The organism is Prauserella marina (assembly GCF_002240355.1).
Classification (GTDB): domain Bacteria; phylum Actinomycetota; class Actinomycetes; order Mycobacteriales; family Pseudonocardiaceae; genus Prauserella_A; species Prauserella_A marina.
This window is the reverse complement of sequence record NZ_CP016353.1, coordinates 2,365,772-2,389,577: the sequence shown is the minus strand read 5'-3', so window position 1 is coordinate 2,389,577 and position 23,806 is coordinate 2,365,772. Positions and strand designations below refer to the sequence as shown.

Genomic DNA, 23,806 nt, shown 5'->3' with positions numbered 1-23,806 from the left:
AACACGTTCTAGAACAGGATTGAAGCATACGGTGTTAACTTAAGGAAGGACTGTAGTGAACCCCGTTAACTTTATCAATGAGGATCTTGAAACTCCAGGTAGAAAGATCGCTGACCATCGGTAGCCGGATAGCGGTTGACGAGGCCGTTCATTGCCAAATTCGAGAACGTGTTCTATTTTTGCGAGAGCTTCCACCGGCCCGCCAGGCCGGTTCAACGGGGAAAGGACGAACGCGTGGGTGACCCGGTCATCGTCGAGGCGGTACGCACTCCCATCGGCAAACGCCGAGGCTGGCTGGCCGGTGTCCACGCCGCCGAACTGCTGGGCGTGGCACAGTCCGCGCTGCTGGAACGCGCGGGTATCGATCCCGCACTTGTCGAGCAGGTCATCGGCGGCAACGTGACGCAGGCGGGCGAGCAGGCGGGCAACGTCACGCGCACCGCGTGGCTGCACGCCGGGCTGCCCCAGCAGACCGGTGCCACCACCATCGACGCCCAGTGCGGTTCCGCCCAGCAGGCATTGCACCTCGTCTGCGGGCTGATCTCGGCCGGCGCGATCGACGTCGGCATCGCTTGCGGGGTCGAAGCCATGAGCAGGGTGCCGCTCGGCGCCAACACCGGCGAGAACGCGGGATCCCGGCGACCGCAGTCCTGGACCATCGACCTGCCCGACCAGTACACGGCGGCCGAACGCATCGCGGTGCGCAGGGGATTCGACAGGGCCGACATCGACGCCTTCGGCCTCGCCTCCCAGCACAAAGCCGCCATCGCATGGGAAGAGGGCCGCTTCGCCAGGGAAATCGTGCCGGTCAAGGCGCCCGTACTCGACGAAACCGGCGCGCCGAGCGGCGAGACGAGACTGATCAGCAGGGATCAGGGGCTGCGGGAAACGACGGCGGAAGGACTCGCGAAGCTCTCCCCTGTCCTCGACGGCGGTGTGCACACCGCGGGCACGTCATCACAGATCTCGGACGGCGCCTCGGCCGTGCTGGTGATGGATTCGCGGGTGGCGGAGAAGCTCGGGCTGCGGCCACGAGCGAGGGTGCTGGCTCAGGCGCTCGTCGGCGCTGAGCCCTACTACCACCTCGACGGGCCCGTGCAGGCGACCACGCGCGTACTGTCCAGGACCGGGCTCGGCACCACCGACATCGATCTCTTCGAGGTCAACGAGGCGTTCGCCTCGGTCGTGCTGTCCTGGCAGCACATGCATCAGGCCGATCCCGCGCGCGTCAACGTCAACGGCGGGGCCATCGCGCTGGGCCATCCCGTCGGCAACACGGGAACCCGCTTGCTCACCACCGCGCTGCACGAACTCGAACGCAGGGACGCCGCGACGGCATTGGTCACCATGTGCGCGGGAGGAGCGCTGTCCACGGCGACCATCCTGCAACGGCTCTGAGGCCGGGCTCAGCCTCGCCCGATGAACGGCATCGCGGTGGCCGCGATGGTCATGAAGCCGACGTTGGCCGACAACGGAAGGTTCGCCATCGCGAGCACCGCGTCGCCGACGTGCGAGACGTCGAACGTCGGCTCCGGCCGGACGCTGCCGTCGGCCTGCCGCGCGCCGGTCGCGATCCCCGCCGTCATGTCCGTCGCCGCGTTGCCGATGTCGATCTGCCCGCACGCGATGCCGAAAGCCCGCCCGTCGAGGGAAATCGACTTGGTGAGACCGGTGACGGCATGTTTGGTCGCCGTGTAGGCGACGCTGTCCGGCCGGGGCACGTGCGCGGAGATCGAACCGTTGTTGATGATGCGCCCGCCTTGCGGGTCCTGTGCCTTCATGAGTCGCACGGCGTGGTGCGCGCACAGAAACATGCCGGTGAGGTTGACCTCGACGGTCGCCCTCCAGTCCGCGGCGGACAGGGTGTCGACCGAGCCGGGCGCACCGAAGGTGCCCGCGTTGTTCACGAGCACGTCGACCCTGCCCCAGCGCTCGGCGACCCGGTCGAACAAGCGCGCGACCGCCTCGTCGTCGGTGACGTCGGCCGGGACCACCTCGGTGGAGTCGCCGGTGCCGCCCGCCGCGGCCACGGTGTCCCGCAGCGGCCGTTCGCGCCTGCCGGCCAGCGCCACGCTGTACCCCGCGCCGAGCAGGCTCAGCGCGATCTGCCTTCCGATTCCCGACCCGGCCCCGGTCACCACCGCCACACGCGTACTCATGGCGCGATCCTAACGGCCGGGTCAGAACCAGTCGTCCGGCCGAGGCCAGGCGGGCACGCCCGGCGGCGACTCCTGTTCGGTCACCGTGTAGGTGCCGCGGTAGAACAACAACGGCCGTCCCCGCGACACCGCGCCGAGCGCCGTGACCCTGCCGACCACCACGTAGTGGTCGCCCGCCTCGTGTACCGCGTCGAGCCGGCAGTCGACCCACGTCAGTGCCCCGCCGAGCAGCGGTGCGCCGCTCGGCGCGGGCCGCCACGGCACCGCGTCGAACTTGTCGGGAGCCGACCTGCCGAACCGCGCGCTCAGCTCCCGCTGATCGTCGGCGAGCACGTTCACCGCGAACCGGCCGATCCGTTCGATCAGCGGCCAGGTACGCGAACCCTTGGCGGGGCAGAACAACACGAGCGGCGGGTCGAGCGACAACGCAGCGAACGACTGGCAGGCGAAGCCCGCGGGCCGCCCTTCGTCGTCGGCCGCGGTCACGATAGTCACTCCCGTACAGAAATGACCGAGTACCGAACGGAATCCGGCCGGATCGACCACCTCACCACCGGGATCCAGGGACTCCACAGTGGACTCTGCGGCTCCCTCGCGGATCATGAGTTTCCTGAGGCCCCGACGGAGAAGTCGTGTCCCCACAGGCTCACCGCCGTGCTCTCCCTCGCGATCCACCGTTCGTCGTCGACCTGCCTTCCCTCGCAGCCGAACTCCACGTCGAACCCGCCGGGGGTCTTCATGTAGAACGACAGCATCAGGTCGTTGACGTGCCTGCCCAGGGTCGCCGACATCGGAATCTCACGTCGTTTCGCCCTGTCGAGGCACAGGCCGACGTCGTCGGTGCTTGCCACCTCGATCATGAGGTGCACGATGCCGCTCGGTGTCGGCATGGGCAGGAACGCGAGGCTGTGATGACGCGGGTTGCAGCCGAAGAACCGCAGCCACGCCGGGTCGCCGTCGGCGGGCCGCCCGACGAGCTGCGGGGGCAGCCGCATCGAATCCCGCAACCGGAATCCCAGCACGTCCCTGTAGAACCGCAGTGCCGCTTCATCGTCGTGAGTGGACAGTACGACGTGACCGAGGCCCTGTTCCCCGGTCACGAACGTGTGCCCGTAGGGACTGACCACCCTGCGGTGCTGCAGCGCGACGCCGTGGAAGACCTCAAGGGTGTTGCCAGAGGGATCGTCGAACGCGATCAGTTCCTGCACCCCGCGATCGGCGCACTGCTCGCTCGTTCCCTCCTTGAACGGGACGCCGTGCGAGGTCAGGCGCGCGCGTACGTCGTCGAGTTCCGCCGCGTTGGCCGCCTCCCAGCCAGCCTGCGCGAGCCGGTCGGCCTCGCCGGGAACGATCACCAGCCGCGCCGGGAAGTCGTCCATTCGCAGGTAAAGCGAGTCCGGGTCGCGGCCCTGCCCCTCCACCATGCCGAGCACCTTGAGGCCGTACTCGCGCCACGCCGCCATGTCGGTCGCCTCGATGCGCAGATAACCGAGCGAACGGATACCCATCGTCACTCACCCTTCAGGAAGTCGATGGCAAGCCGGTTGAACTCCTCGAACCGTTCCACCTGCGCCCAGTGCCCGCAATTGCCGAAAACGTGCAACTGGGCGCGGGGGATGTTCTTGAGTGCCAGCAGTGCCCCGTCGAGCGGATTGACCCTGTCCTCCCTGCCCCAGATCAGCAGGACTCGTTGCCGCAGCCGGTGCACCTCGCGCCACAACATGCCCTGCTCGTAGCTGTCAGGACGGGCGAAGGAGGCACCCATCGCCGCCATCGCGGCGAGCGACTCGGGCGTGCTCGCCGCCGCGAACCGTTCCTCGATCAGTTCGTCGGTGATCAGCGACTGGTCGTGCACCATGACCCTCAGGAACGCGGCGAGCTTGTCCTTGCTTGGCCCCGGTGGAGCCGCGAACCTCGCCAGGTTCTTGATGCCCTCCGTGGGATCGGGCGAGAACACGTTCACACTGACCCCGCCGGGACCCATGAGCACCAGCCGTCCCGCGCGGCGCGGATGATCCAGCGCGAGGCGCACCGCGGCTCCCCCGCCGAGCGAGTTGCCGACGAGGTGGGCCTTCTCGATGCCCAGCGCGTCGAGCAGTCCCACGACGGCGGTGGCGCTGTGCGTGAAGTACTGCGGGTGCTCGGTAGGTTTGCCCGAGCGGCCGAAACCGGGCTGGTCGAGGGCGATGGTGCGGAAGGACTTGGCGAACACCGGGATGTTGCGGGCGAAGTTGCTCGCCGCCGAAGCGCCGGGGCCTCCCCCGTGCAGCAGGACCACGGTCTCGTCGTGTTCGGTTCCGGCCTCGTGATAGTGCAGCCGCAGCCCTCCGCCGACCTCGGCGTAGGCGCCCTCGGTTCGAAAATCCACTGTAGACCCCGTCACGAGAATCCTTTCACACCATGGCGTTCTCGACCGGAAGCCCGAAGGTTCCCGTGCCGAACATGGTGTAGGCCCTTTCCGGGTCGTTGGCCGCGTGGACCCTGCCCGCGTGCGCGTCCCGCCAGAATCGCTGCAACGGAGTTCCCGCGCGCAACGCCCTTCCTCCCGAGTTCTCGAACAGCCTGTCGATCGCGGCGATGGCCCTTTCGGTGCCCCGCACCTGATCTCTGCGCACCCGCAGCCTCGTCGCGAACGGTAGCTTCCGCTCGGCGCGGGCCAGTTCGTAGAGTTCGCCGATGTTGTGCGTGAGCTGGAGCCAGGCCGCGTCGATATCGCTTGCCGCCTCAGCGATCCGCACCTTGGCGAAAGGGTCCTCCGCCGACTTCTCGCCCTGGTAGGCGGCCCTGACGCGGTCGCGCTGATACGCGACGTGGACGTCGTAGGCGCCCTGGGCCATGCCGATGATGGGCGCGGTGATCGTGCTCGGATGCACCGAACCGTAGGGAAGCCGGTAAAGCGGACCCGGATTGACGAGCTGTCCCGGTGTCTTGCACTTGGAGGTCAGTACGAAACTCAGTGCCCTGTGCTTCGGCACGAAGACGTCCTCGACGATGATGTCGTTGCTGCCGGTTCCCCGCAGCCCCACCGTGTCCCACACGTCGGCGATCGTGTAGTCGGCGATCGGAAGCAGGTAGGTGCAGAAGTCGACCGGCTTGCCCTCGTCGTCGAAGGCCGGCGCGCCGAGCAGTACCCAGGTCGCGTGATCGCAGCCGGAGGAGAAACTCCACCGGCCGGTGAGCCGGTAACCGCCTTCGACGATCGTGGCCTTGCCCGTCGGCGCGTACGACGAGGAAATGCGCGTGTCGGCGTCGTCGCCCCACACCTCTTGCTGTGCCTCGGCTTCGAACAGCGCCACGTGCCACGGGTGGACGCCGAGGATGGAAGCCACCCATCCCGTCGATCCGCAGGCGCTCGCGATGTCCCTGACCGCCGTGTAGAAGGTGACCGGATCGGATTCGTAGCCGCCATGGGGGGTGGGTTGCAGGAGTTTGAAGAAGCCGGTTTCCTGCAGGGCCTTGATCGACTGTTCCGGGATCCGGCGGGCGTCCTCCGCCTCCTGCGCGCGCTCGCGTAACACGGGCAGCAGATCCCTGATCCCGGCCACCACCGCTGCGGTGCCCCGCTCACTCATCCTGTGCCTCGTTCCTGCTGGTTACCTGGAATGACACTTCTGAGACTAGAACACGTTCTCGTTTTTGTCACGCACTCACGGCCGCACCGGCTCGACGCCCTGAGAACACACAGTCGGCGAGCGAAAGTCCGCTGACGTACGACCTGGAACAGATTCCAACCGCGGACCTGCCCGCCGCGTAGAGCCCCGGCACGGCGGCACCGTCGGCGGCCAGCACCTGCCCGGCGTCCTCCCCGACGACGAGCCCGCCCAGCGTCAGCATCGGACACGGGTAACCGATGTTCGGCTTGATGGTCAGATCAATGAGCGAGAACGGCGGAGTGTCCAGCGGGGCCCGGAATTCCTCCGGTTTGCCGAACGGGTCGGCATCCCCGTTCCGATAGGCGGCCACAGTGCGGGCGAGCCCTCCCGGATCGATCCCCGCCTTCGCGGCGGCCTCCTCCGCCGAGGACCCGCTCACCCTGCCCCTCCGCAGCAGATACAGCGCCTGCAACCATTGGAACCACTGGCTTTCCGCGCGAGCGCCCTTCCTCGCCGCGCGCACGATCGCGTCGTCGACGAGCAGCCAGGCACGCGCGCCCTGCCCGGTGATCATCGCCTCACCGATCGCCGCGCCGTAACGGGATTCGTCGATGAACCGCTCCCCGCGCTCGTTGACGAGCACCCCGCCGATGAACACGCTGGGCGGGGTGAGAAACCGCCACGCGGAGATCCGGTCGAGTTCGGCCGTGGCGCCCCCCGCGGCGACCCCCATCGCGATCCCGGAACCGTCGTCGCCGGCCGTGCCGAGCGCGAGCCCGCCCCGGTAGGCGGGAGCGTGTTCACGCACCATGGCCCTGTTGGCGATGAAACCTCCCGCGGCCAGCACGACCCCGCGACGAGCGCGCACGGTCACCGGGGCACCGTGCTCGCGTTCGAGCGCGACGACCCGGCGCTCCAGCAGTTTGCGCAGCGCCGGCACGTAGAGGCCCGGCTTGGCCGCGTACCGCGCGAGCACCCGGTGCGCCCATCGCACCCTGCGCGGCGCGCCCCGCAACGTGCGCGCGGTCAGCCCCTTCACCGCGCCGGATTCGATGATCAGCTCGACGCCCTTCGTCTGCGGCAGTAACCGCACGCCCGCCTTCCGCGCCGAGGAGGCGAGCCGGGAGAACAGCACCTTGCCCGAGGTTCCGCTGCCCTTGACGCGATGTCCCCTCGGCGCGGGCTTGGCGACGTCCCTGAACGCGCCGGCCGCCTCGCTTCCCGAGTAGTAGAGGTAATGATCGTTGCTGGGATAGGACGTCTTCACCGGGCAGAGGCTGCCCTCGAAGGGAACGCCGTGCCGCTCCAGCCAGCCGATCAGCTCGGGACTGCCCTCGCAGAAGCGGCGCAGGGTTTCCGGGGAGACCACGTCGCCGACCTCGCGCCGCAGGTACTCGTACATGGCCTCGACCGAGTCGTCGACTCCTGCCTCGCGCTGCTGCGGGGTCCCGCCGCCCGCGTAGACGACCCCGCCGCTGAGCGCGCTCGCGCCTCCTCCGGCGAATCTGTCGATCACCAGCACGTCGGCACCGCGTTCGGCGGCCTCGATGGCCGCACAGGCGCCCGCGGCGCCGAAACCCACGACCACCACGTCCGCGATTTCCTGAATTTCCGCTGTTCCGGCCACGGTCCTCACCCTAGAACTGAAACACGTTCTCGTCTATCGTGACGGAAGTACCGACAACGAGGACTCTGATTTCTATAACGCGTTTCAGGAGGCGGTATGGCAGTGGGCAGCGCGGATTCCGACGCCGCGGCCGACCACGAATACGACGTCATCGTGGTCGGCAGCGGCGCGGCGGGCATGACCGCGGCGCTCGCGGCGGCACACGCCGGTCTCTCCGTGGTCGTGCTGGAGAAGGCGGCGCGGTTCGGCGGCTCCACCGCCCGCTCCGGCGGCGGGGTCTGGATCCCCGGCAACGAGGCGCTGCGCGCGGCCGGGATCGAGGACCAGCCGGGCGAGGCACACCGCTACCTCGACGCCATCGTCGGTGACGTCGTGCCCGCCGAACGCCGCACCGCCTACCTCGACGCGGGGCCCGAGGTCGTCGCCTTCGTGCACGAACACACGCCGCTGCGGCTGCGCTGGGTGCGCGACTACTCCGACTATCACCCCGAAGCGCCCGGCGGAAGGGCACATGGCCGGTCGGCGGAACCGGTTCCGCTGGACGGAAAGCTGCTCGGCGCCGATCTCGCCGACCTCGAACCGCCCTACAGCCAGCCCCCGCTTGGCTTTCCGTTGACCCAGGCCGATTTCCGCTGGCTGAGCCTCATCGCCAGGCACCCGCGCGGAATCACGAGACTGCTGCGGCTCGGGGTGCGCGGCGTCGTCGGCAAGCTCAGAGGAAAGAAACTGCTCTCCATGGGCCAGGCGCTGGCGGCGGGGCTGAGGGCCGGGCTGTCGCGCGCCGACGTGCCCTTGCTGCTCTCCACCGCGATGACCAGCCTGCACAGCGAGAACGACGTCGTCACCGGGGTCTGGACCGAACGAGCTTCCGGGAAGGAACCAGTACTCCTGCGCGCCCGGCACGGCGTGATCCTCGCCTGCGGCGGCTTCGAGCACAACGAGCAACTCAGGCGCAAGTACCAGCGCCAGCCCATCGGTACGGAATGGACGGTCGGAGCCAAGGGCAACACCGGCGACGGCATCGTCGCGGGTATGGCGCTCGGTTCCGGAGTCGACCTGATGGACGACGCGTGGTGGGGACCTTCGCTGCCGCTCACCGGAGGGCCGTGGTTCGCGCTCGCCGAGCGCTCCCGGCCAGGCTGCCTCATGGTCAACGGCGAAGGACGGCGGTTCGTCAACGAATCCGCGCCCTACGTCGAAGCCGTGCACGCCATGTACGGACCGGGCGAGGGACCCGCGCACAACCTCCCCGCCTGGCTGGTGTTCGACCAGCGCTACCGTAATCGCTACCTGTTCACCGGACTGGGCCCGAGACAACCGCTGCCGCGCCGCTGGTTCGACGCCGGGATCGCGGCCAAGGCCTCGACGCTGCGGGGGCTCGCCGAGCGCATCGGCGTCCCGGCCGACGCCCTTGAGGCGACCGTCACCAGGTTCAACGGCTTCGCGCGCGCGGGCACTGACGAGGATTTCCACCGGGGCGTCAGCGCCTACGACCACTACTACGGCGACCCGAGGCACAAGCCCAATCCGAGCCTCGGAGCGCTGGACCGCGCCCCGTTCTACGCGATGCGGATCGTGCCTGGTGACCTCGGCACGAAGGGCGGGCTGACCACCGACGCCCACGCCAGGGTGCTGCGAGAAGACGGGTCGGCCATCGAGGGTCTCTACGCCGCCGGTAACACCAGCGCCGCCGTGATGGGCCGCACCTACGCGGGGCCAGGAGCGACGATCGGGCCCGCGATGGTGTTCGGATACCTTGCGGCACAGCACATCGCAGCCCAGAATCGAGCACACCCCGCGACCAAGGAAGCCGGAGGTTCGCAATGACGCAGGCCGCTGTTCGCACCATCGACGCGGGTGCCCCGCCCACCCGGTTCGCCCGCGGCTGGCACTGCCTCGGTCTCGCCGACTCGTTCAAGGACGGGAAACCGCACGCTGTCAACGCGTTCGGCACCAAGCTCGTCGTGTTCCAGGGCGAGGACGGCGTGCTGAACGTTCTCGACGGCTATTGCAGGCACATGGGTGGCGACCTCACCCAGGGCACGGTCAAGGGCAACGAGATCGCCTGCCCCTTCCACGACTGGCGGTGGGCCGGCAACGGCAAATGCGTGTCGATTCCCTACGCCAAGCGGGTACCGCTGCGCGCGAGGACCCGCTCGTGGCAGACGCTTGAGGAGAACAAGCAGCTGTTCGTCTGGCACGATCCCGAGGGCAACCCTCCGCCGCCGGAGGTGGTCATCCCCCGCATCGAAGGCGTCTTCGACGGCCAGTGGAGCAACTGGACGTGGGACTCCGTGCTCATCGAGGGAGCCAACTGCAGGGAGATCGTCGACAACGTCGTGGACATGGCGCACTTCTTCTACATCCACTTCGCGTTCCCCACCTATTTCAAGAACGTCTTCGAAGGACACGTCGCGACCCAGTACCTCAACACCAAGGGCAGGCCCGACGTGGGCATGGCCTCCAACTACGGCGGCGAGGAGAACCTGCTGCGCTCCGAGGCGTCCTACTTCGGACCCTCTTACATGATCAACACGCTGCTGAACACCTACCAGGGCTTCGAGATCGAGAACGTGCTGATCAACTGCCACTATCCGGTCTCGCCCACGTCTTTCGTGCTGCAATGGGGTGTCCTCGTCAAGAAGCTGCCAGGGATCTCCGACGAACAGGCGGACAAGATCGCCGGTAAGTTCGCCAAGAGCATCGGCGTCGGCTTCCTTCAGGACGTGGAGATCTGGCGCAACAAGACCAGGATCGACAATCCGTTGCTGTGCGAGGAAGACGGCCCGGTGTATCAGTTGCGCCGCTGGTACGACCAGTTCTATGTGGACGCCGCCGATGTCACCGACGACATGACGAGCCGGTTCGAGTTCGAAGTGGACACCACGAGGGCCAACGAGGTGTGGGCGGAGGAAGTCGCCGCGAACCTGGCCCGCCGCCAGGAAACCGGAGTGTCCTAGTGCGGGCCGAAACCCGTTCCGACACCGAGGAATTCCTCACCGGGGGGCTGCGCCCCGTGTCCTGCCACGCGTGCGCGACGACGGTGCTGGTGAAGAAGAACAGCCCGAAACACACCAGCATCCAGTGGACGACCGACGCTGGAACCTCCTGTCCCGTCTTCGCGGAACGCGTGGCCGAGGGCACGCACCCGGCACTGCTCGACACGTGCGAGCGGCTCAGGGAGAGCATCGCCGCCGCGGCGAGGGAAGGCGTGTTCGGCCATGACTGAAACCCGCTCGCTGGTCCTTCCGGTCGCCGAGGTCGTCGAGGAGACATCGCAGGCGTGCTCGGTCGTCTTCGACGCCGAACTGGACTACCGGCCTGGCCAGTTCCTCACCGTGCGCATCCCCGACGGTGACGGCGGTTCGGTGGCGCGCTGCTATTCGCTGTCCAGCTCGCCGCACACCGGACAGCGGCCCCAGGTGACGGTGAAACGCGACGGCTACGGCTCCAACTGGATCTGCGACAACGTCACCAGTGGCAGCGAACTGGAGGTGCTGCCGCCGAGCGGCGTGTTCACTCCCTCCTCGCTCACCTCGGACCTGTTGCTGTTCGCGGCGGGCAGCGGCATCACGCCGGTGCTCTCGATCGTGCGCTCCGTGCTCGCCGGGGGCACCGGCACGATCAGGCTCGTCTACGCCAACCGCGACGAGCACTCGGTGATCTTCTCCGGCGTCCTGCGTGAACTCGCCGAGGCACACCCCGGCAGGCTCGTCGTCACGCATTGGCTGGAAAGCGTGCAGGGGCTGCCCAGCGCCGAACAACTCACCGCGCTGGCAGCCCCGCACACCGAGCGTGAGGTGTTCATCTGCGGGCCCCGGCCGTTCATGTCAGCCGCGACGACCGCGATGAAGTCACTCGGGAAACCGCGCTCGGCCGTCCACACCGAGAAGTTCGTCTCCCTCGGCGGGAATCCATTCGACACCGGCACCCCGAAGCGGGAAGACGAACCAGGCCAGGACAGCCCGTCATCGACGCTGGAGGTCAGCCTCGACGGCTCGCGGCACGAACTCGCATGGCCTCGCGGGAACAAGCTGCTCGACCTGCTGCTCGACAACGGAATCGACGCGCCCTACTCGTGCAGGGAGGGCCAGTGCAGCGCGTGTGCTTGCCGGATCACCTCCGGTGAGGTGAAGATGCTGCACAACGACGTACTCGACTCCGAGGACATCGCCGACGGGATCGTGCTGGCCTGCCAGTCGCTCCCGCTCACCGACGAGGTCTCGATCAGCTACGAGTGAAAGGGAGCCGCGCATGCCCATCGATGTCGACAAGGCCATCGGAGCCGACCTCGGCGAGACCACCTTCGGCTGGACCGCCTCCGACGTGCTGCTCTACCACCTCGGCATCGGCGCGGGTTCGGCTCCTTCCGATCCCCGCGAACTGCGCTACACCTACGAGAAGGACCTCAGGGTGCTGCCGACGTTCGCGACGGTCGCACCCAACATGCGGATCTTCGAGCCGCCGTCGGTGAGCTTCCCCGGCATCGACGTCGACCTGGCGAAGGTCGTGCACGGCACCCAGCAGGTCGTCGTGCACCGGCCCGTTCCCGTCGAGGGCAAAGCGATCGCCAGCGGGCGCATCGTCGACGTCCTCGACAAGGGCAAGGCCGCCGTCATCGTGCAGGAATCGCGGGTGAGCACTCCCGAAGGCGAACCATTGTGGACGACAAGGCTCAGCATCTTCGCCAGGGGCGAGGGCGGTTTCGGTGGCAACAGGGGAAGTTCGGAACGGATCGAGCCGCCCGCGCGCGAACCGGACGCCGTCCTCGACACACCGACGCTGCCGCAACAGGCACTGCTGTACCGGTTGTGCGGCGACCGCAACCCGCTGCACGTGGATCCCGGCTTCGCGAAGGCCGCCGGATTCGACGTGCCGATCCTGCACGGCCTGTGCACCTACGGGATCGTGGCCAAGGCGGTGACCGACGCGCTGCTCGACGCCGACGTCACGGCGATTTCGTCCTGGTCGGCCAAATTCGCGGGCATCGTGCTGCCCGGCGAGACACTGCGCACCCGCGTCTGGAAGGAAGGCGCTCGCCTGCTGGTCACCACCACGGCGCCCGAAAGAGGCGAGGCACCCGTACTGTCCGACGCGGTGCTGGAGACGACGCGCTGAGCCACGGTACTCACATGGTGGCGACGAACAACACCGCCATCCCGCCGCCCATGGCCACGCGGCACACTGTCCGCGAAGCGAAGCCCTCGGGCATCGCGGCGGCCCCCGCGGCGCGTGCAGCACGCAGCGTGCCCCGCGCGGCCAGCACACTGTCGACAAGGAAATAGAACGCCGCGAGCAGGGCGATCACCGGCCAGCCCCGCCACTGGCCCAGGGCAGCGCTCATCGCCAAGTCGTGACCCCCCGCGTGCGGCATCGCGGCCAGCATGAGCAGCATCGCGACCGCCGAGATGCCGTGGTGCAGGTCGCACCGCCTGCACACCCCGGCCCCGGCCCTTCCGCGCACGGCGGCGACGCCGAACCAGCCCGCGGTGAGCAGGAACAGCGCCTGCCAGCCCGCGACGGGCACAGGGCCACCGACGGGAGAGACCATGGCGACCATCGCCACGGTCATGAGCAGGCCGGCGAGATCGACGTGGCGCACCCCGCTGCCGAGCCGCACGTAGTCGAGTCGCGCCAGCCTGCGCAGGCACGGATAGGCCAGTGCGAGAAAAGCCGCTGTGAACAGCCATCCCACGACGACCGGCAAGCCCATGTCCCGCTCCCCTGTCCCGTTGCACCCGAATGCGCCTCGCGCGGTTCCACCGTGGCAGAGCCTGGCGCGGCCCACCAGCCGTCAAGCAGGTGAGGAAGGTCGGTCCGCGGCCAGCACCAGTCCGCTCGTCGGCACCCCGGTACCCGCGGTGACCAGCACATTGCTCACCGAGGGCAGCTGGTTGACCGCGTCCCCGCGCACCTGGCGTACCGCCTCGGTGATGCCGTTCATCCCGTGCAGATACGCCTCGCCGAGCTGGCCGCCGTGCGGGTTGAGCGGCAGCGTGCCGGTGAGTTCGAGCGCGCCGTCGGCGACGAAGTCCTTCGCCTCTCCCCTTCCGCACACGCCCAGCTCTTCGAGTTGCATGAGCACGTAGGGGGTGAAGTGGTCGTAGAGCACGGCGACGTCGATGTCGGCGACGGTGATTCCCGCCTGCCGCCACAACTGCCTCGCCACGACACCCAGTTCGGGCAGTGCGGCGATCTCGTCGCGGTAGTAGCTCGTCATCGTGTACTGATCGGGACCGCTGCCCTGCGCCGCCGCGGCGATCACGGCCGGCGGCCGGGGAAGATCACGCGCCCGCTCGGTGGAGGTGACCACGACGGCCACCCCGCCGTCGCTTTCCTGGCAGCAGTCGAGCAGACGCAGCGGTTCGGTCACCCACCGCGAGTTCTGGTGCTCGGCGAGCGTGATGGGCCTGCCGTGGAACCACGCGTTCGGGTTGGTCGCGGCGTGTTTGCGGTCCAGTACGGCGATTCTGCCGAAATCCTCGCTGCTCGCCCCGTAGCTGTGCAGGTAGCGTCGCGCGACCATGGCCACCGTCGCCGCCGGGGTGGCCAGCCCCATCGGATAGTGGAATCCATTGTCCACACCGGACGTGTTCACCTGTCGCGCGGCCGCGGCCGAGACCTGCCCGAAACGCTGTCCCGAACGTTCGTTGAACGCGCGATAGGCCACGACCACCTCCGCCGCTCCCGTCGCGACCGCCATGGCGGCCTGCTGCACGGTCGCCGCTGCGGCACCACCGCCGTAGTGGATCCTGCTGAAGAAACTCAGTTCGGGAATGCCGAGTTCCCTCGCGACGGCGATCTCGGCGTTGCCGTCCATCGTGAACGTCACCAGACCATCCACATCGGACGGCCGGAGGCCCGCGTCGGCGATGGCGGAACTCACCGCCTCGACCGCGAGCCGCAACTCGCTGCGGCCGGAGTCCTTGGAGAACTCGGTCGCCCCGATACCGGCGATGGCCGCCACCCCGGACAAGCTCACGGTGCCTCCCCGGGGATCACGACGCGCACCGTGCCGGTGAGATGGTCACCGAGATCGCCCTTTCCGGTCACCGTGACCTCCCATTCGTCCCCGTCCCTGCCGGTGACCGCTCCCGTGAACGTCAGCGTGTCCCCCGCGTAACAGGGAACCCCGAGCCTGATGGCGATCGAGCGCACCAGCGCGTCGTGGCCCGCCCACTCCGTGACGAACCGCTGGACGAGCCCGGTGTCGGTGAGAATGTTGACGAAGATCCCCTCCGATCCCCTCGCGCGCGCGGCGTCGGCGTCGTGATGCACGTCCTGGAAGTCCCTGGTGGCGATGGCCGTACTGATGACGAACGTGGTGCTCGTCTCGACGGTCAGCGGCGGCAGTTCGGCCCCTATCGCGATGTTCACGACCGCACCTTCCACGCGGGAATGGTCAACCCGGCCTCGACGGGAACGAAGACCACCTCGACCTCAAGTCCGATGTGGACCTGGCTGGGTTCGGCGTCGAGCAGTTCACCGAGCATTCTGACTCCCTCGTCCAGTTCGACCAGCGCGACCACGAACGGTGTCGTCTTTCCGGGCACCCCTGGGTGGTGCTGCACGACGAAGCTGTAGACCGTGCCGGTACCGGCGGCGACCACGTAATCGGGAACAGCGCCGAGATCACCGTCGGGCGGCGTCGGCCCCGGCGGATGCCGCAGCGTGCCGCCCCAGCGCTGGATCCGCAACTCGGCGACGCGGGTTCCCTCCCAGAAGAACTCGGTGTCCTTGCTGACGACGGGACGCAGTACGTCTCCCGCCTCGGCGCCGCCGGATGCGTCGGAGGGGCGGAATTTGAGGACCCGGAACACCATGTCGGCCACCACCTCGTCGCCGACGTACCAGGTCGTGACCGTGGTGACGAACCAGCCTTCGCCGAGCGCGGTGCGCTTCGGGCCGATGACACCTTCGAGGCGGGTCGAGGCCGCGACGTGCTCGCCGTGCCGGAGATAGCGGTGGTAGCGCTGCTCGGAGTTGGTCGCGACGACCGACGTGTATCCTGCTTCGTCCATAATGGACATCATCGCGGACAGCGGGTCGTCGTCGGCTCGTTGCCCGCGCAAGCCCGGCATCGTCCACACCTGGGCCATCGCGGGCGGGGCCACCAGTCCTCCGTGCACCGAGGTCGCGGCGTAGCCGGGGTCGGTGTAGACGGGGTTGCGGTCGCCGATCGCCTCGGCCCAGTTGTTGATCATGGCTTGGTTGACCGGATCCCTCGCGAACCGGCGCTCCGACGGTCCCTCCTCGGCGATGCGGGCGGCGGCCTCCTCGATCCCGGTCATCGCGGCACCCTCGGCAGGCCGAGCCCGAAACTCGCGATCAGTTCACGCTGGATCTCGTTGACGCCTCCCCCGAAGGTCAGCACGATGTTGCGCTTGGCGAGTACGTCGAGCCATTCGGCGAGCGCCGCCGTCTCCTCGTCGGCCGGATCTCCGTGCCGTGCCACGATTTCCTCCAATGTCCTGCCGATCCGCTGCTGATGTTCAGACGCGAAGACCTTCGTCGCGGAAGCGTCGGCGACCGAACCGGGCTCCGACACGGCGACCTGCCAGTTGAGCAGTTCGTTCACCCTGGCGATCGCCTGAGCCTCCGCCAGCGCCGCCCGCACGTCGGGCAGCCACGACAGCGGGGTCCCTTCCGGCGTACTCCGTTCCCGCGCCCACTCGGCGACCCTGTCGCACAGCCCGCCGATCCTGCCGGAAGGACCGAGCATGACGCGCTCGTGGTTGAGCTGCGCCGTGATCAGCTTCCAGCCCTCGTTTTCCTTGCCGACAAGCAGATCCGAGGGAACCCGGACGCCGGAGTAGTAGGTGGCGTTGACGTGGTGCGCGCCGTCGCAGGTGATGATCGGCGTCCACGAGTAGCCGGGATCGGAGGTGTCGGCGATGAGAATCGAGATGCCCTTGTGCCGGGGCGCGTCCGGATCGGTTCTCACCGCGAGCCAAATGTAGTCGGCGTCGTGCCCGCCCGTCGTGAAGATCTTCTGCCCGTCCACGACGTAATGATCACCGCCGCGGACCGCCCGCGTGCGCAGCGCGGCAAGGTCGGTTCCCGCCTCGGGTTCGGTGTAGCCGATGGCGAAATGCACCTCGCCGGAAAGAATGCGTGGCAGGAACCTCGCCTTCTGCGCGGCGGTTCCGTTCTGCTGCAACGTCGGGCCGACGGTCTGCAAGGTCACCGACGGCAGCGGGACGTCGGCTCTCGCCGCCTCGTCGACGAAGATGTGCTGCTCGACGGGACCGAACCCCCGGCCGCCGTATTCCACCGGCCAGCCGACGCCGAGCCAGTTGTCCTCACCCATCCTGCGCACGACGTCCCGGTAGACCGAACCGTGCCGTTCCCGCTGGAGCACACGACGTTGCTCGGCGGTGAGCAGCCGGGCGAAGTAGTCCCGCAATTCCGCGCGCAGTTCGCGCTGGGCGGCGGTCAGTTCGATGTGCATTCACACGCCTCCGGCCGGTACGCCGAGTTCGCCGAGCCGGTGTCCGGCACCGCCGACGAAGTGGGTGAGGTCCTTGCAGAGCGAGGAAAACCGGTGCAGCGGGTAGTCGATGTCGACGCCCGTCCCGCCGTGCAGGTGATGACAGGTCGCCAGCGCCTTCGGTGCCTCGCTCGCCAGCCAGTACGCGGCGACACCGAGATCGGCGTCCGCTTCACGGCCGGTCGCGAGCTTCCAGCACGCCGTGTCCGCCACGAGCCGCAGCGTTCTCGCCGTGATGTAGACGTCGGCGGCCTGCTGGGCGACCGCCTGGAACGTCGCGAGCGGACGGCCGAACTGGGTACGGGCCGCGAGATGGCCGGTCGTCAGCGACAGCGCTCCGGCGACGATGCCCGCGCCGAGCGCGACCGCGCCAGCGAGGACGTAACGGCGCAGGGCGGCGTGCGCATCACCGGCGGAGGACGAGGCGAGTACGGCGTCGTCGCCGACGGCGACCCCGGACAGTCGCATCGTGTACGAGGGAGCACCCGAGGAGGTCCTGGTCTCCGTCAGCGTGACCCCGTCCGCACCGGGATCGACGAGGAAGAGCTCGGCACCGGAGTAGGTCGCCGCTGGGACGAGCACCCGGTGCGCGTCGGCCGCGTCCGGCACGTTCGTCTTGACCCCGGTCAGTGTCCATCCGCCTGCCTCTGGCGTCGCCGTGGTCGCGGGTACCCCGGCGAGCGGCGCCGACGGTTCGTGCACCGCGGCGGTGAGCCTCAGCGCGCCGGTGGCCACGTCGGCCAGCAGCCCGGCGCGCTGTCGCGCGCTGCCGAACCGGTCGACGGGCAGCACCCCCATGGCCAGCGTGGCGTAGCCGGACATGGCCACGGCGGGCGGCGCGGCCCGGCCGAGCTCCGTCAGCACGGCGGCCACCTCGGCGAACCCGAGACCTTCCCCGCCGAGGTCGGCCGGCACCGGCAGGGCGAGCAGCCCTGCCTTGCCGAGCGCGCTCCAGACCTGGTCGTCCTCCTCGCCCGCCGTCCTGCCGAGCACGTCGGCGGCAAGCCCCGCCGCGGTCGCGGCACCGTCATCGGGGGTGAAGTCCACGCGCGCTCCTCACCGAACGGAAAGCAAGACTGAAACTTGTTCTAGTCTTGCTCACGGCAGGCGACGCGGGCAAGTCCCTCGGCGCTACGGCCGGAAATCCAAAAGTTCCCGCAGCGATTCGCGCATCGCCTCGGCAAGCGGCCACAGATCTGGAACGAGTTCTCGCGCGGCGAGCAGGCCGATGTTCGTGCGCCCTCCCGCCGAGAGCACGGTGACGTTGAGTCCGGCACCGTGGAAGACGGGCCCGAGCGGATAGAAACCGGTGACCCGCGCGCCAAGCAGGTACAGCGGCTTCGCGGGGCCCGGAACGTTCGAGATCACCAGGTTGTGGATCACCGGATGCCGCTCGGCCAGGCGCAACGCCGAATACGCCCGCACGGCGAGCCCGAACGTGGTCCCGGCCGCGAACTGGGCCCAGTCCTGGAGCATGTCCGCGTCCAGGGTGTGGTGGTGGGCTTTGGAGAGCCGGTTGTTCTCGGCGATCATGAACACCCGTGCCGCCGGATCGGCGACGTGCGTCGGCAACGAGGCGAAGAACGCCGAAATCCGGTTGCTGCCGACCTCGCGTTCGCTGCGCGCGTGCACCGACACCGGAACGGTCGCCACCAGCGGATCGGCGGGCAGTTCCTCCCTCGCGGCGAGGAAGGTGCGCAGCGCCCCACTGCACATCGCCAGCACCGCGTCGTTCATCGTGACCCCGAACGCCGTTTTCACCGCTTTCAGGTCGGCCAGCTCCACCTGCGTGAACGCGACGCTGCGGTGTCCGGTGATCGTGCCGTTGAGCGAGGTGCGCGGCGCGGTGAACGGCGTCGCCATTCCCTTGCCCTGCAACGATCTGCCCACCCATCGCGGCACCATTCGCACCAGCCCGGGAAGCAGCCTCGCCAGCTCCACCGGCCGCGCGGCCACCGTGCGCACACTGCTGCCGAGCAGGCTCCACTGGCTCGGCGGAGGTTGATCCCCACCGTCGGCCGTTTCGGCGGGGTCCAGCAGGGGCGCGTCGGGCCGCAGACCGGCCAGATAGGACAGCAGGTTCGCGCCGCTCACGCCATCGACGCTGGCGTGGTGGAGCTTGGCAAGCACGGCGATGCCGCCGTCGGCGAGGCCGTCGATGACGTACATCTCCCACAGCGGCCGGGACCGGTCCAGCGGCTGGCCCGCGATGTGCGCGCACAACTCGGCCAGTTCGGCGGGACCGCCGGGAGCGGGAACCGCGATGTGGTGCAGGTGACGTTCCAGGTCGAAATCGGAATCGCGTACCCACACGGGGTGGGTCAGGTTCAGCGGCGGATTGTAGAGCTTGCGGCGGAACGCGGGCACCGCGGCGACGCGTTCGGCAAGGCTCCGCTTGAGCGTGCCGAAGTCATAGCCGCCCGGCACGGTGGCCGGGTCGAGCGTCAGCAGCCCGCACACGTGCAACAACTGCGCGGGCGTCTCCAGGTAGAGAAAACTCGCGTCGAGGCCACTGAGTCGCCACACGTCCTCAAGCGTAAGCCGGGTCGGCGATAGTCTCAGGTCATGCACCCAAGGTTTCGTACCCGCAGGGCGCTGCAACTCGGCCTCACCGTCAACGCGCTGCGCCCGCTGAGCGGGTCGAGGACGTCCATCCCAGCCTTCTTCGCGGGATGGCTCACCGGAGAACTCGCCCCGCACCTGCTCGCGCTCACCGTCGCCGACTCGGCCGCCCACGTCGCCCGCACCGGCCCGCGCGGAGCCGACCGCACCGGGCTGGCCATGGCCGGGCTCTCCGCGGCGGGGCTTGGCGCACTGATCGTCTCCTCCCAGCGCGCCAAGGGCGCCGTCGAGGACGCGCTGGTCGCGGCACTCGGGCCCGAGTACACCCGTGACCTGGACCGCGGACCTGATTCACGCGACCTGGCGACCCCATGGGGAGAACTGGTCTTCCCCTTCCGGATGACCAACCCCGAGGTCCGGCGCGACCGCGACATCGCCTACGCGCCGGGCGGGCGCCGCTACCTGCTCGACATCTACCGGCCGAGCACGCCCGTCTCCGGCAGGCCGGTGCTGCTCCAGGTGCACGGTGGCGCGTGGATGGTGGGCAACAAGGACCAGCAGGGTATTCCGCTCATGCTGCACATGGCGCGGCGCGGCTGGATCTGCGTCGCCATCAACTACCCGCTCTCCCCCACCGCGCGCTGGCCGGAACACATCCTCGCCGCGAAAAAAGCGCTCGCCTGGATCCGGCGCTCCATTCAGGACTACGGCGGCGACCCTTCGTTCGTCGCGGTGACGGGAGGTTCCGCGGGAGGCCACCTCGCCGCGCTGCTGGCGCTGACTGCCGGCGACGCCGTGCTACAGCCGGGGTTCGAGGACGTCGACACCACCGTGCAGGCCTGCGTCCCGCACTACGGGGTCTACGACTTCGCGGGCACCAGTGGGTCGCGGGCAAGCGCCACCAGGATGCGGTACCTGTTGTCGAGGTTCGTCGTCGGCAAGGATCCCGTCGCATCGCTCGACGACTACATCGCGGCGTCCCCGCTCGACCGTGTCACTGACAAGGCTCCACCGTTCTTCGTCATCCACGGCGAGCGGGACACCATGGTCCCGGCCCGCGAGGCGCGCGAATTCGTGCGCAAGCTGCGCGCGGTATCCCCCAATCCGGTCGCCTACGCGGAAATTCCCGGCGCGCAGCACGCGTTCGACCTGTTCCCCTCCATTCGCAGCGCGCATGTCGTGCGAGGGGTCGAACGGTTCCTCGACTGGTCCTACCTGCACCACCTCGCCAAGGCGCGCTAGCCCGATCAGGTGAGGCACGGCGAATGCCCGGCGCGCGCCAGCGCTGGCCACCTGTTCGATGGATAGAACAAGTTTCATTCGCGATTCGTTCCCCCTGCGGCCGATGGTGCCCTAACGTTAGGTAGGCTCAGTACTGAAAATGGAACAAGTTCTGCGACCAGGAGACCGCATGGCAAGCAAGCCCAAGACGCCGACCACCAGCAAGGGCCGCGGCGCCCTCAGCCCGATGGGCGGCGAAGAGCTGGGCTCGGCCGCGCAGCGTGACCGGCGCAAGCGCATCCTCGACGCCACGCTCGCGCTCGCCGCGAAAGGTGGCTACGACGCCGTCCAGATGAGGACGGTCGCCGAACGCGCCGACGTCGCTCTCGGCACCCTGTACCGCTACTTCCCTTCCAAGATCCACCTCCTGGTGTCAGGACTCGCCCGGGAATTCGAGCGAGCACAGGACAAACTGGACAGAGGTGCGATTCCCGGCGAGACGCCCACCGAGCGGTTGCTGTTCGTACTCGGCCGCAACACCAGGATGATGCAACGCGACCCGCACCTCACCGAGGCGATGGTCAGGGCGTTCATGTTCGCCGACACGACAGCGGCCGCAGAGGTGGAGCAGGTAGGGCGAACCATGGAGAACATGTTCGCCAAGGCGATGGGCATCGAGGACCCCACCGACCACGATCGCGACGTCTTCCACGTGATCGCCGACGTGTGGATGGCCAACCTGGTGGCGTGGGTGACGAGGCGGGCATCGGCCGCCGACGTGGCCAACCGGCTGGAACTGTCGGTGCATCTCCTGCTCGACTGACCACCTCGGCGCGCGAGCGCCCACCGCCCTTGCGTGCGCGAGTCCCGCACCCAGGCCGCCGAGATCCGCGTCCAGGTCACCGAGATCCGCACTCAGGACGCCGAGACCCGCACCCGGGATGTCGGGATGCACCTTCGGGCGCGATATCGGTGCCAAGGGCGCCAGCGCACTCATCCTCGGCAACCGACACCGGCAGCCCCGCGCCGGTGGTGCGCCGCCGCGATACCGGTGCGGCACGTGGGTTCCAGTACTGACGCCCGGTTCCGGTGCGGCGCCACGGTTCCAGCCGACACCACGGTTCCGTAGGGCGCCACAGTTCCACTTCCGACACCACCGTTCCGGTACGGCGCCGCAGCCGACGCGGGTGCGAACGCGGGTGCGGACGCGGGTGCGGGTGCATCGGTCGCACAGCGGTACCGATTGGTCCGGGCAAGCCCGGCAACCCCGGTTGAACCGAACGGAACCCTCGCATCACCAGCGCGGAACTCGACGACACGAACGCGGAACTCGCCACCCTGAGCGCGGATCTCGGCGACCTGGCCGCGGAACTCGGCGGCCCGAGCGCAGAACTCGGCATCCTGGACGCGGAACTCGACGGCACGTCACGGGGCTCGGGCTCCGGGCTCCGGGCTCCGGGCACGTCTCGGGCTGCGGGCTCGGACTCGGCAGGGCGCCCGGCGCGGCGACTCCCGCTACGCGGAAATCCGGGCGGCCAGCGCCTGGATCACCGCTTTCGTCTCCTTCGACGGCTTCCGGAAGGCGGTTTCGACCAGCTCTGTGTACTCCTCGTCGAGGACGATCTCCGGATGGTCGGCCTCGCCCGTACGGGCCCGGAACGCCTTCACCGCACCCCGCTGCCCGGCCACGTGCGCCACGACGATGAGGAAGTCGTAGGCACTCGCGTCCGGGCCTTCACCGAGCGACTCGGCGTTGACCACCGACTGCGCCCAGTAGTACAGCGCGGCGGCGCCTCGCTCACGCTGCAACATCGCGGTTCCGGCGAGTTCGAGCAGCTTGTACTTGCGCGGACAGGTGCGCAAACCGTGTTCGATCACCTCAAGCTGACGGTCGGTGTCCCGGTAGACGGGGGCAAGCCAGCTGTACAACGTGTCCAAGGCGGCGTAGCGCGGATCGGCGAGGAGTTCCTCGACCACCCTCGCCATCGCGGGCGTTTCCATGCCCCCGGTCTTGGCGACCTCGATGATCCGGCCCATCCCGTCCCCGTCACGCAGCGAGCGCGCCTCTGGCTCCTCCCGGAACGCCGGGCTCAGGCAGAGACCGACGTAATCGGGGCCGTCGGCACGCGGGTCGTCGCGCTGCCATACCTCCAGCGGCCATCGAGGGCTTCCCTCCGCCGCGCCGTGCCGTTTCGTTGCCGTATCGGCGCGCTGCCGCTTGAACCTGCCGAGCACGTGGTCCTCCCCAGCTGGCGGAGGGCACCCTTCCGGCGCCATCCGGATCAGCTCGCAGGATACTGAATTCGCGCGGGCTAATTTCGGTACTTCGCCGCTATCGCGGCAAGTTGGTCCAAGGTTGCCAGTGTCGCGGGCTCCGGCTTGGTACCGAGCAGGAACGTCACCCTGTCGGCACCGGCCTCCGCCCAGCCCTCAATGCGCTTCTCGTCGCGGCCCGCGCCGAACACCGTGACCGGCAGACCGGGCTTGCCGTGCTCGGCGAGGTCCGCGCGCACCGACCTGATCGTCTCCGGCGCGGTGTCGGGCCGGGGGAGCCAGCCGTCGCCGTACCGGCGAAGCCTCGCCAGCGCGGCCGGGCTCTCACCACCGACGTACACCGGCGGATGCGGCGTGCGCACCGGCTTCGGCCAGCTGTACACGGGGTCGAAGTCGACGTGCTTGCCGTGGTACTCGGCCTCGTCCTGGGTCCAGATGCGGCTGAGGGCTTCGAGTTGTTCGTCCATCAGCCTGCCGCGCGTCGCGGGATCGGTGCCGTGATTGCGCATTTCCTCCCGGTTCCAGCCGACGCCGACGCCGAACACGAACCGGCCACGCGAGAGCAAATCGAGGCTGGCGACCTCCTTCGCCGTGTGGATGAGGTCACGCTGTGGCAGGAGCGCGACCCCTGTTCCCACCACGAGGTCACGGGTCGCCGTCGCCGCCGCGGTCAGCGCGACGAATGGGTCGAGCGTGCGGTAGTAGACCCTCGGCAACTCACCCCCGCCCGGATAGGGAGTGTCCCTGCTGACCGGAATGTGCGAGTGCTCGGCGAGGAACAACGAGTCGAACCCGCGCTCCTCAAGCGCGATGCCCAGCGCGTCCGGCCGGATTCCCTCGTCTGTCACGAACGTGGCGATACCGAAGTCCATGCCGGTGC

The 23,806-nt window shown here is 68.7% G+C and carries 22 protein-coding genes and 1 pseudogene; 8 read left to right on the top strand and 15 right to left on the bottom strand.

What is annotated here, in order from left to right:
* The first annotated feature begins 234 nt into the window (after positions 1-234).
* Entirely contained in the window at positions 235-1,398 is a 1,164-nt protein-coding gene (locus BAY61_RS11050; protein WP_091798675.1) for a steroid 3-ketoacyl-CoA thiolase, read from the top strand.
* An 8-nt stretch (positions 1,399-1,406) separates the two neighbouring features.
* On the opposite strand, the gene BAY61_RS11045 is transcribed toward BAY61_RS11050, so the two are convergent.
* The 6 genes and pseudogenes from BAY61_RS11045 to BAY61_RS11020 form a co-directional block, all read right to left on the bottom strand.
* The gene (locus BAY61_RS11045; protein ID WP_091795953.1) at positions 1,407-2,159 is read right to left on the bottom strand and encodes an SDR family oxidoreductase; all 753 of its coding nucleotides are present in this window, start codon (positions 2,157-2,159) and stop codon (positions 1,407-1,409) included.
* A 21-nt stretch (positions 2,160-2,180) separates the two neighbouring features.
* Positions 2,181-2,762 carry a 3-hydroxy-9,10-secoandrosta-1,3,5(10)-triene-9,17-dione monooxygenase reductase subunit gene (hsaB, locus tag BAY61_RS11040; protein ID WP_091795949.1) on the bottom strand — a complete coding sequence of 194 codons (582 nt, stop codon included), beginning with the start codon at positions 2,760-2,762 and terminating at the stop codon, positions 2,181-2,183.
* Complete coding sequence (gene hsaC / locus BAY61_RS11035; RefSeq protein ID WP_091795946.1) at positions 2,759-3,667, bottom strand: iron-dependent extradiol dioxygenase HsaC; 909 nt, start codon at positions 3,665-3,667, stop codon at positions 2,759-2,761. The genes hsaB and hsaC overlap by 4 nt, the downstream gene beginning before the upstream one ends.
* Positions 3,668-3,669: 2 nt before the next feature.
* Positions 3,670-4,527, bottom strand: coding sequence for a 4,5:9,10-diseco-3-hydroxy-5,9,17-trioxoandrosta-1(10),2-diene-4-oate hydrolase (gene hsaD / locus BAY61_RS11030; RefSeq protein WP_091795944.1), 858 nt, complete (start codon positions 4,525-4,527; stop codon positions 3,670-3,672).
* A 25-nt stretch (positions 4,528-4,552) separates the two neighbouring features.
* On the bottom strand, positions 4,553-5,731 hold the full coding sequence (gene hsaA, locus BAY61_RS11025; RefSeq protein WP_091795942.1) for a 3-hydroxy-9,10-secoandrosta-1,3,5(10)-triene-9,17-dione monooxygenase oxygenase subunit: 1,179 nt from the start codon (positions 5,729-5,731) through the stop codon (positions 4,553-4,555).
* A gap of 45 nt (positions 5,732-5,776) precedes the next feature.
* Positions 5,777-7,361: pseudogene (locus BAY61_RS11020) on the bottom strand (FAD-binding protein).
* Positions 7,362-7,475: 114 nt separating this feature from the next.
* Here BAY61_RS11020 and kstD point away from each other — a divergent pair.
* Genes kstD through BAY61_RS10995 form a run of 5 tightly spaced genes read left to right on the top strand, consistent with a single transcriptional unit; the run spans position 7,476 to position 12,497 of the window.
* Positions 7,476-9,206: a 3-oxosteroid 1-dehydrogenase gene (kstD, locus tag BAY61_RS11015; RefSeq protein ID WP_091795940.1), complete on the top strand. Its 1,731-nt coding sequence runs from the start codon at positions 7,476-7,478 to the stop codon at positions 9,204-9,206.
* A complete protein-coding gene (locus BAY61_RS11010) occupies positions 9,203-10,339 on the top strand; it encodes a 3-ketosteroid-9-alpha-monooxygenase, oxygenase component (protein WP_091795937.1) in 1,137 nt (378 codons plus the stop codon). The genes kstD and BAY61_RS11010 overlap by 4 nt, the downstream gene beginning before the upstream one ends.
* Positions 10,339-10,608, top strand: coding sequence for a hypothetical protein (locus BAY61_RS11005; protein WP_091795934.1), 270 nt, complete (start codon positions 10,339-10,341; stop codon positions 10,606-10,608). The genes BAY61_RS11010 and BAY61_RS11005 overlap by 1 nt, the downstream gene beginning before the upstream one ends.
* The gene (locus BAY61_RS11000) at positions 10,601-11,620 is read left to right on the top strand and encodes a ferredoxin--NADP reductase (protein WP_091795931.1); all 1,020 of its coding nucleotides are present in this window, start codon (positions 10,601-10,603) and stop codon (positions 11,618-11,620) included. The genes BAY61_RS11005 and BAY61_RS11000 overlap by 8 nt, the downstream gene beginning before the upstream one ends.
* Positions 11,621-11,633: 13 nt before the next feature.
* Positions 11,634-12,497 carry a MaoC/PaaZ C-terminal domain-containing protein gene (locus BAY61_RS10995; protein ID WP_091795929.1) on the top strand — a complete coding sequence of 288 codons (864 nt, stop codon included), beginning with the start codon at positions 11,634-11,636 and terminating at the stop codon, positions 12,495-12,497.
* A gap of 10 nt (positions 12,498-12,507) precedes the next feature.
* Here the strand turns inward: BAY61_RS10995 and BAY61_RS10990 are convergent, their stop codons facing one another.
* The 7 genes from BAY61_RS10990 to BAY61_RS10960 all read right to left on the bottom strand — a co-directional run bounded on the left by BAY61_RS10990 (position 12,508) and on the right by BAY61_RS10960 (position 19,395).
* The gene (locus BAY61_RS10990) at positions 12,508-13,092 is read right to left on the bottom strand and encodes a DUF5134 domain-containing protein (RefSeq protein WP_091795926.1); all 585 of its coding nucleotides are present in this window, start codon (positions 13,090-13,092) and stop codon (positions 12,508-12,510) included.
* A gap of 81 nt (positions 13,093-13,173) precedes the next feature.
* Positions 13,174-14,361 carry a lipid-transfer protein gene (locus tag BAY61_RS10985; RefSeq protein WP_091795922.1) on the bottom strand — a complete coding sequence of 396 codons (1,188 nt, stop codon included), beginning with the start codon at positions 14,359-14,361 and terminating at the stop codon, positions 13,174-13,176.
* Positions 14,358-14,756, bottom strand: a complete 399-nt coding sequence (locus tag BAY61_RS10980; protein WP_091798672.1) for a MaoC family dehydratase — start codon at positions 14,754-14,756, stop codon at positions 14,358-14,360. The genes BAY61_RS10985 and BAY61_RS10980 overlap by 4 nt, the downstream gene beginning before the upstream one ends.
* Positions 14,753-15,670, bottom strand: a complete 918-nt coding sequence (locus BAY61_RS10975; RefSeq protein WP_091795919.1) for a bifunctional MaoC family dehydratase N-terminal/OB-fold nucleic acid binding domain-containing protein — start codon at positions 15,668-15,670, stop codon at positions 14,753-14,755. Before BAY61_RS10975 ends, BAY61_RS10980 begins: the two co-directional genes overlap by 4 nt.
* Positions 15,667-16,830, bottom strand: coding sequence for an acyl-CoA dehydrogenase family protein (locus tag BAY61_RS10970; protein ID WP_091795916.1), 1,164 nt, complete (start codon positions 16,828-16,830; stop codon positions 15,667-15,669). The genes BAY61_RS10975 and BAY61_RS10970 overlap by 4 nt, the downstream gene beginning before the upstream one ends.
* The gene (locus BAY61_RS10965) at positions 16,831-17,916 is read right to left on the bottom strand and encodes an acyl-CoA dehydrogenase family protein (RefSeq protein ID WP_091795913.1); all 1,086 of its coding nucleotides are present in this window, start codon (positions 17,914-17,916) and stop codon (positions 16,831-16,833) included.
* An 84-nt stretch (positions 17,917-18,000) separates the two neighbouring features.
* Positions 18,001-19,395, bottom strand: coding sequence for a WS/DGAT/MGAT family O-acyltransferase (locus BAY61_RS10960; protein ID WP_091795893.1), 1,395 nt, complete (start codon positions 19,393-19,395; stop codon positions 18,001-18,003).
* Between the two features lie 39 nt (positions 19,396-19,434).
* Here BAY61_RS10960 and BAY61_RS10955 point away from each other — a divergent pair, with 39 nt between their 5' ends.
* Together BAY61_RS10955 and kstR are read left to right on the top strand one after the other, a co-directional pair.
* Positions 19,435-20,673, top strand: coding sequence for an alpha/beta hydrolase (locus tag BAY61_RS10955; protein WP_091795890.1), 1,239 nt, complete (start codon positions 19,435-19,437; stop codon positions 20,671-20,673).
* 169 nt (positions 20,674-20,842) lie between these two features.
* On the top strand, positions 20,843-21,475 hold the full coding sequence (gene kstR, locus BAY61_RS10950) for a cholesterol catabolism transcriptional regulator KstR (RefSeq protein WP_091795887.1): 633 nt from the start codon (positions 20,843-20,845) through the stop codon (positions 21,473-21,475).
* Between the two features lie 692 nt (positions 21,476-22,167).
* Here kstR and BAY61_RS10945 read toward each other — a convergent pair.
* Complete coding sequence (locus tag BAY61_RS10945) at positions 22,168-22,887, bottom strand: hypothetical protein (RefSeq protein ID WP_091795883.1); 720 nt, start codon at positions 22,885-22,887, stop codon at positions 22,168-22,170.
* Between the two features lie 77 nt (positions 22,888-22,964).
* Positions 22,965-23,798 carry an LLM class F420-dependent oxidoreductase gene (locus tag BAY61_RS10940; RefSeq protein WP_091795881.1) on the bottom strand — a complete coding sequence of 278 codons (834 nt, stop codon included), beginning with the start codon at positions 23,796-23,798 and terminating at the stop codon, positions 22,965-22,967.
* Positions 23,799-23,806 lie beyond the last annotated feature (8 nt).